At 52.9% G+C, this 16361-nt stretch carries 13 protein-coding genes and 7 tRNA genes; 15 read left to right on the top strand and 5 right to left on the bottom strand.

The window, feature by feature from the left end; all coding sequences use genetic code 11:
- Positions 1–47 precede the first annotated feature (47 nt).
- The 3 genes from ybfE to fur all read left to right on the top strand — a co-directional run bounded on the left by ybfE (position 48) and on the right by fur (position 1756).
- A complete protein-coding gene (gene ybfE, locus AB6731_RS10700; RefSeq protein ID WP_014169148.1) occupies positions 48–335 on the top strand; it encodes a LexA regulated protein in 288 nt (95 codons plus the stop codon).
- 155 nt (positions 336–490) lie between these two features.
- Positions 491–1021: a flavodoxin FldA gene (gene fldA / locus AB6731_RS10695; protein ID WP_008501067.1), complete on the top strand. Its 531-nt coding sequence runs from the start codon at positions 491–493 to the stop codon at positions 1019–1021.
- A 288-nt stretch (positions 1022–1309) separates the two neighbouring features.
- Entirely contained in the window at positions 1310–1756 is a 447-nt protein-coding gene (gene fur, locus AB6731_RS10690; protein ID WP_014169146.1) for a ferric iron uptake transcriptional regulator, read from the top strand.
- Positions 1757–1864: 108 nt separating this feature from the next.
- On the opposite strand, the gene chiQ is transcribed toward fur, so the two are convergent.
- The 4 genes from chiQ to nagE form a co-directional block, all read right to left on the bottom strand.
- Positions 1865–2194 (bottom strand): ChiQ/YbfN family lipoprotein, encoded by a 330-nt coding sequence (chiQ, locus tag AB6731_RS10685; protein ID WP_025204664.1) that lies wholly within the window; start codon positions 2192–2194, stop codon positions 1865–1867.
- A gap of 47 nt (positions 2195–2241) precedes the next feature.
- On the bottom strand, positions 2242–3639 hold the full coding sequence (chiP, locus tag AB6731_RS10680) for a chitoporin (protein ID WP_020884980.1): 1398 nt from the start codon (positions 3637–3639) through the stop codon (positions 2242–2244).
- A 446-nt stretch (positions 3640–4085) separates the two neighbouring features.
- Complete coding sequence (gene glnS / locus AB6731_RS10675; RefSeq protein WP_040016939.1) at positions 4086–5753, bottom strand: glutamine--tRNA ligase; 1668 nt, start codon at positions 5751–5753, stop codon at positions 4086–4088.
- Positions 5754–5922: 169 nt separating this feature from the next.
- Positions 5923–7872 carry a PTS N-acetyl glucosamine transporter subunit IIABC gene (nagE, locus tag AB6731_RS10670; protein ID WP_371006343.1) on the bottom strand — a complete coding sequence of 650 codons (1950 nt, stop codon included), beginning with the start codon at positions 7870–7872 and terminating at the stop codon, positions 5923–5925.
- Positions 7873–8198: 326 nt separating this feature from the next.
- Here nagE and nagB point away from each other — a divergent pair, with 326 nt between their 5' ends.
- The 12 genes from nagB (at position 8199) to AB6731_RS10610 (ending at position 15071) form a co-directional block, all read left to right on the top strand.
- On the top strand, positions 8199–8999 hold the full coding sequence (nagB, locus tag AB6731_RS10665; RefSeq protein ID WP_371006342.1) for a glucosamine-6-phosphate deaminase: 801 nt from the start codon (positions 8199–8201) through the stop codon (positions 8997–8999).
- 55 nt (positions 9000–9054) lie between these two features.
- A complete protein-coding gene (gene nagA / locus AB6731_RS10660; RefSeq protein WP_371006341.1) occupies positions 9055–10203 on the top strand; it encodes an N-acetylglucosamine-6-phosphate deacetylase in 1149 nt (382 codons plus the stop codon).
- A gap of 8 nt (positions 10204–10211) precedes the next feature.
- Positions 10212–11432: an N-acetylglucosamine repressor gene (locus AB6731_RS10655; protein WP_014169139.1), complete on the top strand. Its 1221-nt coding sequence runs from the start codon at positions 10212–10214 to the stop codon at positions 11430–11432.
- A gap of 45 nt (positions 11433–11477) precedes the next feature.
- Positions 11478–12230, top strand: coding sequence for a ribonucleotide monophosphatase NagD (nagD, locus tag AB6731_RS10650; protein WP_020884984.1), 753 nt, complete (start codon positions 11478–11480; stop codon positions 12228–12230).
- A 249-nt stretch (positions 12231–12479) separates the two neighbouring features.
- Positions 12480–14144, top strand: coding sequence for an asparagine synthase B (gene asnB, locus AB6731_RS10645; RefSeq protein WP_010428626.1), 1665 nt, complete (start codon positions 12480–12482; stop codon positions 14142–14144).
- A gap of 227 nt (positions 14145–14371) precedes the next feature.
- Positions 14372–14448: transfer RNA gene (locus tag AB6731_RS10640), tRNA-Met, on the top strand.
- A gap of 8 nt (positions 14449–14456) precedes the next feature.
- A tRNA-Leu gene (locus AB6731_RS10635) sits at positions 14457–14541 on the top strand.
- Between the two features lie 23 nt (positions 14542–14564).
- A tRNA-Gln gene (locus AB6731_RS10630) sits at positions 14565–14639 on the top strand.
- Positions 14640–14671: 32 nt separating this feature from the next.
- A tRNA-Gln gene (locus tag AB6731_RS10625) sits at positions 14672–14746 on the top strand.
- A 17-nt stretch (positions 14747–14763) separates the two neighbouring features.
- A tRNA-Met gene (locus tag AB6731_RS10620) sits at positions 14764–14840 on the top strand.
- A gap of 44 nt (positions 14841–14884) precedes the next feature.
- Positions 14885–14959: transfer RNA gene (locus AB6731_RS10615), tRNA-Gln, on the top strand.
- Between the two features lie 37 nt (positions 14960–14996).
- Positions 14997–15071: transfer RNA gene (locus AB6731_RS10610), tRNA-Gln, on the top strand.
- Between the two features lie 95 nt (positions 15072–15166).
- Here the strand turns inward: AB6731_RS10610 and ubiF are convergent.
- Positions 15167–16342: a 3-demethoxyubiquinol 3-hydroxylase gene (ubiF, locus tag AB6731_RS10605; RefSeq protein ID WP_371006340.1), complete on the bottom strand. Its 1176-nt coding sequence runs from the start codon at positions 16340–16342 to the stop codon at positions 15167–15169.
- Between the last annotated feature and the right edge of the window lie 19 nt (positions 16343–16361).

The following is a 16361-nucleotide window of genomic DNA, read 5'->3' as shown; positions in this document are numbered from 1 at the left end:
GCCCGGGCAATAGCAGGGCGGCTTGTTTCCCCCGAAGTCTCAGAATCATGGCCAAAGAACAAACGGACCGTACGACACTAGATCTGTTCGCGAATGAGCGTCGACCGGGACGACCGAAAACGAATCCGCTTTCGCGCGATGAACAGCTGCGTATTAATAAACGCAACCAGCTTAAACGCGATAAAAATCGTGGGCTTAAGCGTGTCGAACTGAAGCTCAATGCCGACGCCGTCGATGCGCTTAACGAACTGGCTGAAGCGCGTAATATCAGCCGTAGCGAGCTCATTGAAGAGATGTTGATCGCCCAGCTTGAGACCTTGCGCCGCCAGGCATAAGTCTGAAAATCCCCTTTCTTACCCTTTTCATGTAGCACAGAGTGCAGTCCTGCGCGATAGCTGTTTCCGCGGGGTTGCCAGTTCTGCTATTATTGCCCTTATCCGTGGACAAATTGCGCCACCATACCATTAAGTTTCAAGAGGTTATTTTACTCATGGCAATCATCGGCATTTTCTTCGGCAGTGATACCGGCAATACCGAAAATATCGCAAAAAACATTCAAAAACAGCTCGGTAAAGACGTTGCCGATGTGCATGACATCGCCAAGAGCAGCAAAGAAGATCTCGAAGGCTATGACATCCTGTTGCTGGGTATCCCAACCTGGTACTACGGTGAAGCCCAGTGTGACTGGGATGATTTCTTCCCGACGCTGGAAGAAGTGGACTTCAACGGCAAGCTGGTCGCCCTTTTTGGCTGCGGCGATCAGGAAGACTACGCTGAGTACTTCTGTGACGCGCTGGGCACTATCCGCGATATCATTGAACCGAATGGTGCAGTTATCGTAGGCCACTGGCCGACTGCCGGTTACCACTTCGAAGCGTCTAAAGGCCTGGCCGATGACGACCACTTCGTGGGTCTGGCGATCGACGAAGACCGTCAGCCAGAACTGACCGCAGAGCGCGTTGAGAAGTGGGTGAAGCAGATCCGCGAAGAACTGCACCTGGACGATATTCTTAACGCCTAATTGTTAGTGTGGCGCAACCCCGGTTGCGCCCAGGAACCGGGTCAAACGATTAAATTAATCGCTACAATCTTTTAACTTTTTCGCCCAGACCTGTACAATGTCTCCCAGGTAAAATGGGGTGCCATTGAGCAAGTTTGTCGGTGATACCACGTTTTTATAAGCATACTTTGCCTGAGACTTGCAGTTTTCATTTAGCCATGGCAGTTCTATAATGAGACGCATTATTCCAGGTGCATTTTCTGTCACTTCCTCCAGAAGTGAATCGTTTAGCAACAGGACAGATTCCGCATGACTGACAACAATACCGCATTAAAGAAGGCTGGCCTGAAAGTTACGCTTCCTCGGTTAAAAATCCTTGAAGTGCTTCAGGGTCCAGACAATCACCATGTCAGTGCGGAAGACCTTTACAAGCGTCTTATCGACATGGGTGAAGAGATTGGGCTGGCAACCGTCTATCGCGTGCTGAACCAGTTTGATGACGCGGGCATTGTTACCCGTCATAATTTCGAAGGCGGTAAATCTGTATTCGAACTGACCCAGCAGCAGCACCACGATCACCTGATCTGCCTGGATTGTGGCAAGGTCATTGAATTTAGCGATGATTCCATCGAAGCACGTCAGCGTGAAATCGCTGCTCGTCATGGTATCCGCCTGACCAACCATAGCCTGTATCTGTATGGTCACTGTGCTGAAGGTGATTGCCGCGAAGACGATCACGCACACGACGCCAAATAAGTCGAACTTTCATACTCTGAGCCAGCCGCAAGGTTGGCTTTTTTTTGCCTGTCATCCGGCAAAAAAAAGCCCGGTAAGCACAGCGCCACCGGGCCTTAACACACTTACTTAATTTCCGTTGTTACTGCGTATTTCCTTCCAGATCTGGTCGCAACGCTTCGCCACTTCCTGATCGTTACCGGTTTTACGCGCCTGAATACAGGCCTGATAGTCCATTACGCGAACATTTTCCTGCGTCGCAAACTGCTCATGCGCCTTCTCTTTCTTCAGCACATTCAGCACGCTCTGGCAGGCTTCAATTTTCTCCGGTGAACCTTCAGCGGTGTTAATGCAGGCGCTGTAAGCCTCCTTCAGGCGAGAATCTTCTTTCGGTGCCGGGTCCTGGGCGCAAGCCACCAGCCCCGAGGCCAGCAACGCGACGATTACCATTTTTTTCATCATGTGCAGTCTCCATTCCGGCGGGACGGAACCCGCCGGAGCGTTCATCAGAAGATAGTGAATGGTGCGATAACCATGAATTTCACGTCACGTTCATCCTGGAAGATGTTGCCGTAACCGCCCGCGTAGCTTGGAATATCAGAGTGGTTGTCATACTGCGTGAAGTGCAGCTTGAACATCGTGCCTTTCGCACGTCCATCCTGCACGGTATAGATGGCATCCAGGCTGTAAGAGGACTCTTTCAGACGGTAGTTCGGATCGTAGTACGCATCCGGTGTGGCCATGTCGCCCGGTTTGGCGTCCCAGGCATACGCGTAGGAGGCGCCCACCGCCCAGCCCGGCAGGTTCCAGTTTTTCAGGTCATACATTGCGCCGAAGAAGACCGCTTTTTCGCCATCGGCGTTGAAGTCAGAGCGGTTATCCCACCAGATATCCAGACGACCGTTGGAAGATGCGTAAGTCGGGGTCATACGCTGCAGGAAGTAGCCCTGCTGCCCTTCCGCCTTCACCCATGTCCCTTCCAGACGCAAATCCACCTGCCCCACTTTGTAGCCAAAGGTCAGCGCCTGCAGCCAGGCCGTGCCGTCATAAATATCGTTGACGCCACCATCGCTGACTTTGTCTCGCGTTCCATAGAACTGGTAACTGGTACTCAACGGACTCCCTGCGATATCAAACTTGTAGCTGGCTTTGGCAAAATACTGATCGATATAGCCTTCAGCCTGACCAAAGGCGGCTTCTAACACGAGGTCGTTTTTAAAATCGTACTTCGCACCCAGCGAGTGGAGGTAATCCACTTTGGTCTTTTTATCGTTCTGGTAAAACTTATCCATTTCGATATGCCACGGGGCTTTGTATTCGTTGGTCCACATATAGGAGAAACTCAACGCACCCGCATCACCGTAGTCAAAGTTAGCGCCAGCTTCAGCGCCCTGGTAAGTACCAGGCATAAAACTCCAGTGTGGCGCTAACAGGGTTTGGCCAGTTGGCTGAATATATCCGCCGCGCGCCCAGACTGGACCATATTTGAATTTTGCAGCGGCTTTATACAGACTGATACCGCTTTTATCGCCGGACCAGTCTTCTTTATAGGCCTTATTGCTGGACGAGAAGGCAATTTCGTTCGGGTGTCCGCTGTCGCCATTTTCCGCCATTTCAATTGCCGTGAATGCGGCAATATCCAGGCCGAACATATCGGCGGCATAGCCTGACTGGAAGTCGAGGTTGGCGTTCCAGGTAGAGTGAGAAAGGTTGGTTTTGTATTTGTCTTCGGTAACGTCTTTACGGTCACGTTCACGCTGCCAGTAATAAATACCGCCCGTGAGGGTAGAATCTTCGATGAAACCTGCTGCCTTAGCCTCTGGCGCAATCACCAGGCCTGACATTGCTGTCACACCGGCGATAGCCAGCGCCAGCGCACTACGTTTGCCACTGAACGTACGCATAGATTATTCCTCTTTGACGAATTAAAACGCCTGAACGGCGAAAAAGATAAAAGACCAAAAGGTCAGGGGTAGTCAGAAATACCCTCGAATTAACTACCGCCTTTAGGTTATTTTTCGCGACGCGAATTATCAATGCTTTTCCGTGGGCAAAAGTCAGGATTATGACGAAGTGCACATAATTAGTAGTGCTTTGTAACATTTAGCGGGAGACGAGATTTGGCGGGGCAAGTCATTAAATTTAAGCCAGTAATTGTGTAAATTACTGGTTATTTTCAGGCCTTCACTATTTTCAGAAATATACAAACTTTTTTTAGAAAAATAAGTAGCACCACATTGACCTGAATATTGCGCAGACATTATTTTTGCTCGCGCTTAACGATATGATCATTCAATAAAAAAACGCCGCATTACGCGGCGTTTGTCTCTCATTGACCAGAGCAGCGTTATTATTCGCCGACTTTAGTCCAGGTATCACGCAGACCAACGGTACGGTTAAACACCGGTTTTTCCGAGGTACTGTGACGGCTGTCGAGGCAGAAGTAGCCTTCACGTTCGAACTGGAACGCTTTGCCCGCTTCAGCGGCTTTCAGAGACGGCTCAGCATAACCCTGCTTGATGACCAGAGATTCCGGGTTGATTGTCGCCAGGAAGTCTTCTGCTGCACCTGGGTTAGGCACGCTGAACAGACGATCGTACAAGCGAATTTCAACCGGCAGCGCATGTGTTGCACTTACCCAGTGGATCACGCCTTTCACTTTGCGGCCATCTGCCGGATCTTTGCTCAGGGTTTCAGCGTCGTAAGAGCAGAAGATGGTGGTGATATTCCCTTCCGCATCTTTCTCAACACGCTCAGCTTTGATCACGTATGCGTTACGCAGACGCACCTCTTTACCCAGCACCAGACGCTTGTACTGCTTGTTCGCTTCTTCGCGGAAGTCAGCACGATCGATCCAGATTTCACCGCTGAACGGCACGTCACGGGTGCCCATTTCCGGTTTGTTCGGATGGTTAGGCATGGAGACCATTTCGCTCGCGCCCTGCGGGTAGTTTTCGATAACCAGTTTTACCGGATCGATGACGGCCATTGCGCGCGGCGCGTTGTCGTTCAGATCTTCACGGATGCAGGATTCCAGAGAGGCGATCTCAATGGTGTTATCCTGCTTGGTCACGCCGATGCGCTTACAGAACTCGCGAATAGACGCGGCAGTATAACCACGGCGACGCAGACCCGAGATGGTTGGCATACGCGGATCGTCCCAGCCCTCAACGTGCTTGTCGGTCACCAGCAGGTTCAGCTTACGCTTGGACATCACCGTGTATTCCAGATTCAGACGAGAGAATTCGTACTGACGCGGATGCACCGGGATCGTGATGTTATCCAGAACCCAGTCGTACAGACGGCGGTTATCCTGGAACTCCAGCGTACACAGGGAGTGCGTAATGCCTTCCAGCGCATCGCTGATGCAGTGGGTAAAGTCGTACATCGGGTAAATGCACCACTTGTTACCGGTCTGATGGTGTTCAGCGAACTTGATACGGTACAGAACCGGATCGCGCATCACGATGAACGGTGATGCCATGTCGATTTTGGCACGCAGGCACGCTTTACCTTCCTCGAAGCCACCCGCACGCATTTTTTCAAACAGCGCCAGGTTCTCTTCAACGCTGCGATCGCGGAACGGGCTGTTTTTACCCGGCGCGGTCAGCGTGCCGCGGTATTCGCGGATCTCGTCAGCAGACAGCTCGTCGACATACGCCAGACCTTTATTGATAAGCTCGACCGCATAGGCATACAGCTGATCAAAATAGTCAGAGGAGTAGCAGATATCGCCAGACCAGTTGAAGCCCAGCCATTGCACGTCATTCTTAATAGACTCAACGTATTCGATGTCTTCTTTTACTGGGTTGGTGTCATCGAAACGCAGGTTGCACTGTCCCTGGTAGTCTTGCGCGATGCCAAAGTTCAGGCAGATCGATTTTGCATGACCAATATGCAGGTAGCCGTTTGGCTCCGGCGGGAAACGGGTATGAACTGTGGTGTGCTTACCACTGGCCAGATCTTCATCGATGATCTGACGAATAAAGTTACTCGGGCGGGCTTCAGCCTCACTCATCGTGGATTCCTCAAAGCGTAAACAACGTATAACGGCATATGATCTTATAAGCCGGACGTAGTGACAACCCTTAAAACGTCTCTGAAGAAAATAATGGGGGCAATTGCTGTAAAAAAAAGCGGCGGAGGAAAACCCCCGCCGCTTAAGGCATGACTCTACTCAGGAGCGATTACTTGCCTTTAATCTCATACAGTGGCGTCTGGCCCGCAACGACCTGACCTTTCGCCTGAATTACCAGGCCGCTGAAGTCGTCGATATTGCTGCAAACGACCGGGCTAATCATGGAGCGCGCGTTAGCGTTCAGGTAATCCAGATCCATTTCCAGAATCGGCTGACCTGCCACCACGTCGGCCCCCTCTTCCACCAGGCGAGTAAAGCCCTGACCGTTCAGCGCGACGGTATCGATACCCATATGGACAACGATCTCCGCGCCCTTTTCAGTTTCGAGGCAGAACGCATGGTTGGTGTTGAAGATTTTAACGATGGTCCCGGCAGCCGGTGACACCACGGTTTTGTCCGTTGGTTTCACCGCCACACCGTCACCGACAGCTTTGCTGGCAAACGCTTCGTCAGGCACCTGCTCAATCGCAACCACTTCACCGGTAATCGGTGAAACCAGCGCGGCAATGGTCGTTGCGTTAGGGACGGCCTGCGGTTTTGCCACCGGGACTTCCGTCACTGGCGCGCTGTTCGCTGCAGAAGCCGCGATCGGTCCACGGGCAACCACTTTCTTCATTTCATCGCCAATCGATTCCGCTTTCGCACCCACGATAACCTGGATGGTCTGCTTGTTCAGTTTCACCACGCCGGATGCGCCAAGGCGTTTACACATGGCATCGTTAACGCGCGCAGAATCACCTACCGTCAGGCGCAGACGGGTAATACATGCATCGATAGCTTTCAGGTTATCCGTACCGCCTACTGCGGCAATATAATTGGTTGCCAGCTGGGTCAGCCCTTCTTCGGTATTGCTGTTAGCTTCGCCAGTAACGATGTCGTCTTTCGTATCTTCGCGGCCTGGTGTTTTCAGGTTAAACATACGAATGACTGCGCTGAACAGAACGAAGTAGATAACGAAGAACACCAGACCCATTGCGACCAGCATCCAGACGTTCTTGCTCGCCGCGGGCAGGTTGTACATCAACACGTAGTCGATCGCGCCGGCGGAGAAGGAGAAGCCCGCATGGATACCCAGCAGCGTTGCAACAAACAGGCTAATACCCGTCAGCACAGCGTGCATGAGGTACAGCAGCGGAGCCAGGAACATGAACAGGAATTCCAGCGGCTCAGTAACACCGGTCAGGAACGCGGTGATGGCAACTGACAGCAGCATCCCGCCAACCATTGGACGACGCGCTTTCGGTGCGGCCAGGTACATAGCCAGCGCCGCGCCCGGCAGACCAAACATCATGATAGGGAAGAAGCCCGACATGAACATGCCCGCGGTGCCGTCACCTGCGTAGAAGCGGTTGATATCCCCGTGGAATACCGCGCCCGCGGCGTTGGTAAACTCACCAATCTGGAACCAGGCAATGGTGTTCAGCACCTGATGCAGGCCGGTTGGGATCAACAGACGGTTGATGAAACCGAAGATACCCGCCCCCACTGCACCAGCGGAAACAATCCACTCACCGCCCGCATGGATAGCGTGCTGCACCGGTGGCCAGATGTAGCCAAAGATCGCGGCCAGAATCAGACAGAAGAAGCCTGTCGCAATCGGCACAAAACGTTTTCCACCAAAGAAGCTCAGGAAGTCTGGCAGTTTGATCCCCGCCCAACGGTTATAAACAGCCCCGCCGACCAGACCGGTAATGATACCTGCCAGAACGCCCATGTTAATTTCTGGGTTTATCGTCACCATCGCTTTCGTCAGGATGAAGTAACCGACAGCCCCGGCCAGCGCCGCTGCACCCGCGCTGTCTTTTGACCAGCTGGATGCCACACCGATGGCGAAAATCAGCGCCAGATTGTCAAAAATCGCGCCACCCGCTTGCGCGATAAATGGCACATTAAGCAGATCGGGTTGCCCGAATCGCAGCAGCAGTGCTGCAACCGGTAGCACGGCGATAGGGAGCTGCAAAGCCCTACCGAGGCGCTGGAAAAAACCTAAAATATTCATCCTATTCCCCCTACGAGACCCTTATTAAGGCTCGTGCATAAACTATGTTTTTATTGTGTCGACAACGATAAATACAGTTGATGATTCACTGGCATTGTGAGTGTGTGAAAAATTAATTCGTATCGCAAATTAAACACGTATTTTTTGTGATTTTTGTCACCAAATATCGTTAATAACCCTCCCTTTCTCTGGCTAACAGTGAAAACTTATTTTATCATTCAAAAAATCAAGACGGATTGATCCGGCCTGAAAGGTTCCAGGTTACGCTTAGTTCAGGTTCCGATAGCCATCCGCCCACTCTTCTACTTTAACTCTTGAGGTGAACAATGAGACTGATTCCCCTGGCAACTGCTGAACAAGTCGGTAAATGGGCCGCCCGTCATATCGTAAACCGTATTAACGCGTTCAAACCCACCGCCGATCGTCCTTTCGTTCTCGGCCTTCCTACCGGCGGCACGCCGCTGACCGCGTATAAAGCCCTGGTTGAAATGCATAAAGCAGGCCAGGTTAGCTTTAAACATGTTGTGACCTTCAACATGGATGAGTATGTCGGCTTACCCAAGGATCATCCGGAAAGCTACCATAGCTTTATGCACCGTAATTTCTTTGATCACGTTGATATTCCGGCTGAAAACATTAACCTGCTGAATGGAAACGCGCCTGATATTGACGCAGAATGCCGTCAGTATGAAGAAAAAATCCGTTCCTACGGTAAAATCCACCTGTTCATGGGTGGCGTGGGCAACGATGGCCATATCGCGTTCAACGAACCGGCCTCTTCTCTGGCTTCCCGTACGCGTATTAAAACCCTGACCCATGACACGCGCGTGGCAAACTCCCGCTTCTTTGACGGTGATGTTAACCAGGTTCCAAAATACGCCCTGACCGTAGGCGTAGGCACCCTGCTGGATGCCGAAGAAGTGATGATTCTGGTTCTGGGCGGTGTGAAAGCGCTGGCGCTCCAGGCTGCCGTTGAAGGCAACGTTAACCACATGTGGACCATCAGCTGCCTGCAGCTGCATCCAAAATCAGTCATCGTGTGCGACGAACCGTCCACGATGGAGCTGAAAGTGAAAACGCTGAAATACTTCAACGAGTTAGAAGCTGAGAACATCAAAGGTCTGTAATTGAATAACCGCCTCTTCATCTAGAGGCGGCCGCTTTTTTTAACCGGGGGTCGTTATGTACGCTTTAACCCACGGTCGGATTTATACCGGCCATGATATTCTGGATGACCATGCGATTGTTATCGCCAATGGCCTGATTGAACGTGTTTGCCCACTGGCAGAGCTGCCGCCGGGGATTGAACAGCGCTCACTCAATGGAGCAGTAATCTCCCCCGGTTTTATCGACGTACAGCTGAACGGCTGCGGCGGTGTGCAATTTAATGACACGGCGGAGGCGGTGACGGTCGACACGCTGGAAATCATGCAGAAAGCCAACGAGAAATCGGGCTGCACCAGCTATCTGCCAACCCTCATCACCAGCAGTGATGATCTCATGAAACAGGGTATCCGCGTGATGCGCGACTACCTGGCAAAACACCCTCATCAGGCACTGGGTCTGCATCTTGAAGGACCGTGGCTGAACATCGTGAAAAAAGGGACGCATAACCCGGATTACGTGCGTAAACCTGACGCTGAGCTGGTTGACTACCTGTGTGCCAACGCCGATGTGATCACCAAAGTGACGCTGGCTCCTGAAATCGCGGGACCTGACGTTATCAGCAAACTGGCCGTCGCCGGGATTGTCGTTTCAGCGGGCCATTCAAACGCAACGCAAAAAGAAGCGAAAGCAGGTTTCCGCGCCGGTATTACCTTTGCGACGCACCTGTACAACGCGATGCCGTATATCACCGGTCGTGAACCTGGGCTGGTCGGGGCAATTCTCGATGAGCAGGACGTTTACTGCGGCATTATTGCTGACGGCTTGCACGTCGATTACACCAACATTCGCAACGCCAAGCGCCTGAAAGGTGACAAACTCTGTCTGGTAACCGATGCCACCGCACCGGCAGGGGCAAATATTGAGCAGTTCATTTTTGCCGGTAAAACAATATACTACCGCAATGGACTGTGTGTTGATGAAAACGGTACGCTGAGTGGTTCCTCCCTGACGATGATTGAAGGGGTGCGTAACCTGGTTGAACATTGCGGGATTGCGCTTGATGAAGTCCTGCGTATGGCGACCCTTTATCCTGCGCGCGCGATGGGCGTAGATAAACAGCTTGGCGGAATTGCACCAGGTATGGTTGCAAACCTGACGGCATTCACACACGATTATAAAATTATCAAGACCATCGTTAATGGTAACGAGGTCGTCACTGAGTAAGTAAAAGTATGACACCAGGCGGACAAGCTCAAATCGGTAATGTCGATCTCGTTAAACAACTTAACAGCGCGGCGGTTTATCGTCTGATTGACCAACACGGGCCAATCTCGCGCATTCAGATAGCCGAACAAAGCCAGCTTGCTCCCGCCAGCGTGACAAAAATTACCCGTCAGCTCATTGAGCGCGGACTGATCAAAGAAGTCGATCAGCAGGCCTCCACCGGAGGCCGCCGCGCCATCTCCATTATTACCGAAACCCGCAATTTTCAGGCGATCGGCGTCCGTCTTGGTCGTCATGACACCACGCTTACGCTCTATGATCTGAGCAGCAAAGCCATCGCGGAAGAACATTACCCGCTTCCGGAGCGCACTCAGGAGACGCTGGAACACGCGCTGCTGAATACCATTGAACACTTTATCGAGAGCTGTCAGCGCAAAATCCGTGAACTGATTGCGATCTCGGTGATCCTGCCAGGCCTGGTAGACCCCGAAAGCGGCGTGATCCGCTATATGCCCCATATAAAGGTTGAGAACTGGGGGCTGGTAGATGCGCTGGAAAAACGCTTTAAAGTGACCTGTTTCGTGGGGCACGACATCCGCTCTCTGGCCCTGGCAGAGCACTACTTTGGTGCGAGCCAGGATTGTGAAGATTCGATTCTGGTGCGCGTACACCGGGGGACAGGGGCAGGCATCATCTCTAACGGCCGCATTTTTATTGGCCGCAACGGTAACGTCGGTGAGATTGGTCATATTCAGGTAGAGCCGCTTGGCGAACGCTGCCACTGCGGAAACTTTGGCTGTCTGGAGACGATTGCCGCCAACACGGCGATTGAACAGCGGGTGCGCCATCTGCTTGAACAGGGTTACCAGAGCCGCGTCACGCTGGACGATTGCAAGATAGGGACTATCTGCAAAGCCGCCAACAAAGGCGACGCGCTGGCCTGTGAAGTTATTGAGCAGGTGGGTCGCCATCTGGGTAAAACCATCGCCATCGCCATCAACCTGTTTAACCCGCAAAAAGTGGTGATCGCCGGTGAGATTGTGGAGGCCGAGAAGGTCCTGCTGCCCGCCATTGAAGGCTGCATTAACACTCAGGCGCTGAAAGCCTTCCGCCAGAACCTTCCCGTCGTTCGTTCTAAGCTTGACCATCGCTCAGCGATAGGCGCATTTGCGCTGGTTAAACGCGCCATGCTCAACGGTATTCTGTTGCAACATTTGCTGGAAAGTTGATCGGGTCTTATAGTAACGCCTTCTTTTTTTGATGTCGGAATGTCCATGACCATTAAGAATGTAATTTGTGATATCGACGGCGTGCTGATGCACGACAACGTTGCTGTACCAGGTGCTGCGGAGTTTCTTCACCGCATCATCGACAAAGGAATGCCTCTGGTTCTTCTCACGAACTACCCTTCTCAGACCGGTCAGGACCTGGCAAACCGCTTTGCCACAGCAGGCGTCAACGTGCCGGACAGCGTGTTTTATACCTCTGCCATGGCCACCGCTGATTTCCTCAAGCGCCAGGAAGGAAAAAAGGCCTACGTGGTGGGTGAAGGGGCGCTGATCCACGAGTTATATAAGGCAGGGTTTACCATCACAGATGTGAACCCGGACTTTGTGATCGTTGGCGAAACGCGCTCCTATAACTGGGAGATGATGCACAAAGCCTCCTACTTTGTTGCCAACGGTGCGCGTTTTATTGCCACCAACCCGGATACCCACGGCCGTGGTTTTTACCCTGCCTGCGGTGCGCTGTGTGCCGGTATCGAAAAGATCTCTGGCCGGAAACCGTTCTACGTGGGCAAGCCCAGCCCGTGGATCATCCGTGCCGCGCTGAACAAGATGCAGGCACACTCTGAGGAAACGGTGATTGTCGGCGACAACCTGCGCACCGATATCCTGGCCGGATTCCAGGCGGGCCTGGAAACCATTCTGGTGCTTTCCGGTGTCTCCACGCTCGACGATATTGACGCCATGCCCTTCCGCCCGAGCTGGATTTATCCCTCCGTCGAAGAAATTGATATTATCTGATCCCAAACCACGCCTCAGCGCGTGGTTTTTTATTTTCACGCCCGATAAACAACCTCACATCTAACAAAACAGCCGATTTATTGCATAATCATCAATAAAAGCGTTCATGACGTACTCGTTTTTCACTATTCGGCAATCAGCATTGCACTATTTCCGTTTTATCCCGTAAAACCCTTGCGCGCCCTCCCCCTTTGCGGCATTTTCATAAGCAAGCAACATTACAAAGCAACAGGGTTAACGGAGAAGGTTATGTGTTCAATTTTTGGCGTACTGGATATTAAAACTGACGCAGGCGAACTGCGTAAAAAGGCACTCGAATTGTCCCGCCTGATGCGCCATCGCGGCCCGGACTGGTCCGGCGTTTACGCCAGCGATAAAGCCATCCTGGCACACGAACGTCTGTCCATTGTTGACGTCAACGCCGGTGCGCAGCCGCTGTATAACGAGAAAAAAACACACGCGCTGGCTGTCAACGGTGAAATCTATAACCATCAGGCGCTGCGCGCCGAGTACGGTGACCGTTACGCCTTCCAGACCGGTTCTGACTGTGAAGTTATCCTGGCGCTGTATCAGGAGAAAGGCCCGGAATTCCTCGATGATCTGCAGGGTATGTTTGCCTTCGCCCTGTACGACAGCGAAAAAGATGCCTATCTGATTGGCCGCGACCATATTGGTATTATCCCGCTGTATATGGGTCACGATGAACACGGCAACTTTTATGTCGCCTCAGAAATGAAAGCCCTGGTGCCGGTTTGCCGCACCATTAAAGAGTTCCCGGCAGGAAGTTACCTGTGGAGTAAAGACGGCGAGATCCGTCAGTACTATCAGCGCGACTGGTTCGACTATGATGCGGTTAAAGACAACGTGACTGATAAAGCCGAACTGCGTCAGGCGCTGGAAGATTCTGTTAAAAGCCACCTGATGTCAGATGTGCCTTACGGCGTACTGCTCTCCGGCGGGCTGGACTCGTCCGTGATCTCCGCGATCACCAAGAAATTCGCCGCGCGTCGTGTTGAAGATCAGGAACGTTCAGAAGCCTGGTGGCCGCAACTGCACTCCTTTGCTGTGGGCCTGGAAGGCGCACCGGATCTGAAAGCCGCGCAGGAAGTGGCAAACCATCTCGGTACCGTGCACCATGAGATCCACTTCACCGTGCAGGAAGGGCTGGATGCGATCCGCGATGTTATCTACCACATCGAAACCTACGATGTGACCACCATTCGCGCTTCCACGCCGATGTACCTGATGTCGCGTAAGATCAAGGCGATGGGCATTAAGATGGTGCTTTCCGGTGAAGGGTCTGACGAAGTGTTTGGCGGCTACCTCTATTTCCACAAAGCGCCGAACGCAAAAGAGCTGCACGAAGAGACAGTACGTAAACTGCAGGCGCTGCATATGTTTGACTGCGCACGCGCCAACAAAGCGATGTCTGCCTGGGGTGTGGAAGCCCGTGTTCCCTTCCTGGATAAGAAATTCCTCGACGTGGCAATGCGCATCAACCCGCAGGACAAAATGTGCGGCAACGGCAAAATGGAGAAACATATCCTGCGTGAATGTTTCGAATCCTACCTGCCGGCGAGCGTGGCATGGCGTCAGAAAGAGCAGTTCTCTGACGGTGTCGGGTATAGCTGGATCGACACCCTGAAAGAGGTGGCGGCAAAACAGGTTTCCGATCAGCAACTGGAAACCGCGAGCTTCCGCTTCCCGTACAACACGCCAGGCTCCAAAGAAGCGTATCTGTACCGTGAAATCTTTGAAGAGCTGTTCCCGGTGCCGAGTGCGGCGGAGTGTGTTCCGGGCGGCCCGTCCGTTGCCTGTTCTTCGGCTAAAGCCATTGAATGGGATGAATCTTTCAAGTCAATGAACGATCCATCAGGACGTGCGGTAGGCGTACACCAGTCTGCCTATAAGTAATCGAAAAGCATCCAATCAGGCCCTGCGGGGCCTGATTTTTTTTGCCCCCTATTTCACTCCCCAAAAACGATAAATAACCAATAATTGCCGAATATTCGGTCACGCTGTTCGCAACCTAACCAAACAGTCACATTCCGGCTATTTTCGTTGAAAAAGGTGTTGACGCTGCAAGGGTCTATACGCATAATGCGCCCCGCAACGCCGATAAGGTAACGCGAAAAAAAGATGGCTACGTAGCTCAGTTGGTTAGAGCACATCACTCATAATGATGGGGTCACAGGTTCGAATCCCGTCGTAGCCACCATCTTTTTTGCGGGAGTGGCGAAATTGGTAGACGCACCAGATTTAGGTTCTGGCGCCGCAAGGTGTGCGAGTTCAAGTCTCGCCTCCCGCACCATTCCCAGGTAAGCGTTGCACGGATGGGGTATCGCCAAGCGGTAAGGCACCGGTTTTTGATACCGGCATTCCCTGGTTCGAATCCAGGTACCCCAGCCATATTTCTTCGATTTTGCGGTTCTCCGCGGTATTGGGGTATCGCCAAGCGGTAAGGCACCGGTTTTTGATACCGGCATTCCCTGGTTCGAATCCAGGTACCCCAGCCATCGAAGATTGCAGTACTGGCTACGTAGCTCAGTTGGTTAGAGCACATCACTCATAATGATGGGGTCACAGGTTCGAATCCCGTCGTAGCCACCAAATTAGTCATCTGTCGAATGATTCGATAGACGAGAAAAAATTGTTGGGGTATCGCCAAGCGGTAAGGCACCGGATTCTGATTCCGGCATTCCGAGGTTCGAATCCTCGTACCCCAGCCAATTTAAAAAAGTCGTTAAGCACATTGTTTAACGCAATTGGGGTGTCGCCAAGCGGTAAGGCTCTGGTTTCTGATACCAGCATTCCGGGGTTCGAATCCCTGCACCCCAGCCACTTAGTAACAAAAAAGCCCGCTCTGCGGGCTTTTTTGTTTTTGTTGGATTATGTACCGCATCCGAAAGCCCTCTCCCGCAGGAGAAGGCCTCAGATTAAAGGCCTAACGCGTACTTCAGCGCCTGACGCTTCAGCCCACCGGCACGCTCCGCCGCCATCAACCCAATGTTACGCAGAATGCGCACCGGACCAAGATCGTTACTGAACCCGGCGTAAAACAGATCCATCCCCGACTGCATGATAAAGTTATCCGCCATACGTCGCGTCTGGTAACGTTTCAGTACCGGATGGCTGGCCCAGGCCTCCGCGTGAGCGCGCGCATTGCCCAGCACATCCAGTAAAGCCTCAACGTCACGGTATCCCAGGTTCACGCCCTGCCCCGCCAGCGGGTGAATGGTGTGTGCCGCATCCCCCACCAGCGCCAGCCCTGCACGGGCATACTGCAATGCATGGCGACGGGTAAGCGGAAACGCCCCGGCGGCAACCGGCATGACGTTGCCCAGACGGCGTGGGAAGTGCTGATGGATCTCTCGCTGCAGCTGCTCCATTGACAGCCCCTGCAACTGACGAATGCGCGCCGGTTTGTCATACCACACCAGCGACGCCCAGCGATCAAACAACGGTAAAAAGGCATGCGGGCCATTCGGGGTAAAGTGCTGCCAGGTGCTCTCACCCGGGTCATTCTCACACTGCACGGTGATCAACATGCACGCCTGCTGGTACTGCCAGGCATGAACGCCAATTCCCGCCATTTGCCTGACCTGTGAGTTGGCACCATCCGCTCCGACAACCAGCCTCGCGGCCAGCTCATCACCCTTATCCAGCTCAAGCAAATACCCGCCTTCGTGGGGATGCAGTGCTTTAAGTGACGCCGGGACGCGCAGCGCCACTTTCGGATGCGCCTCCAGGGCCTGCCAGAGCGCCAGCTGGAGGACCGTGTTTTCCACCATATAGCCCAGACGGGGCAGCTTCAGTTCAGCGGCATCAAACGCGACATGCGCATTCTCCCACTCCCAGGTTTCGAGACGGCTGTAAGGGTGCGCGCGCATCCCGAGCACGGCATCCCAGACGCCCAGCCCGCGCAGCAGATCGACAGAGGCGGCGCTGATAGCTGAAATTCGCACATCCGGCTTTGCCGTCGGGTCAAACGCAACAGGGGCAGCCTGCTCGATAACCGTCACCTCAAATCCCTGCTGCGCCAGCCCCAGCGCGAGTGCGCCGCCGACCATACCGCCGCCGACAACGGCAATTTCGGTTTGTTGGAGAGTCATGGTCAATTATCCTTAATGG

This window comes from Enterobacter sp. RCC_40 (genome assembly GCF_041360735.1).
Classification (GTDB): Bacteria; Pseudomonadota; Gammaproteobacteria; order Enterobacterales; family Enterobacteriaceae; genus Enterobacter; species Enterobacter ludwigii.
This window is presented reverse-complemented; position numbering and strand designations above follow the sequence as displayed.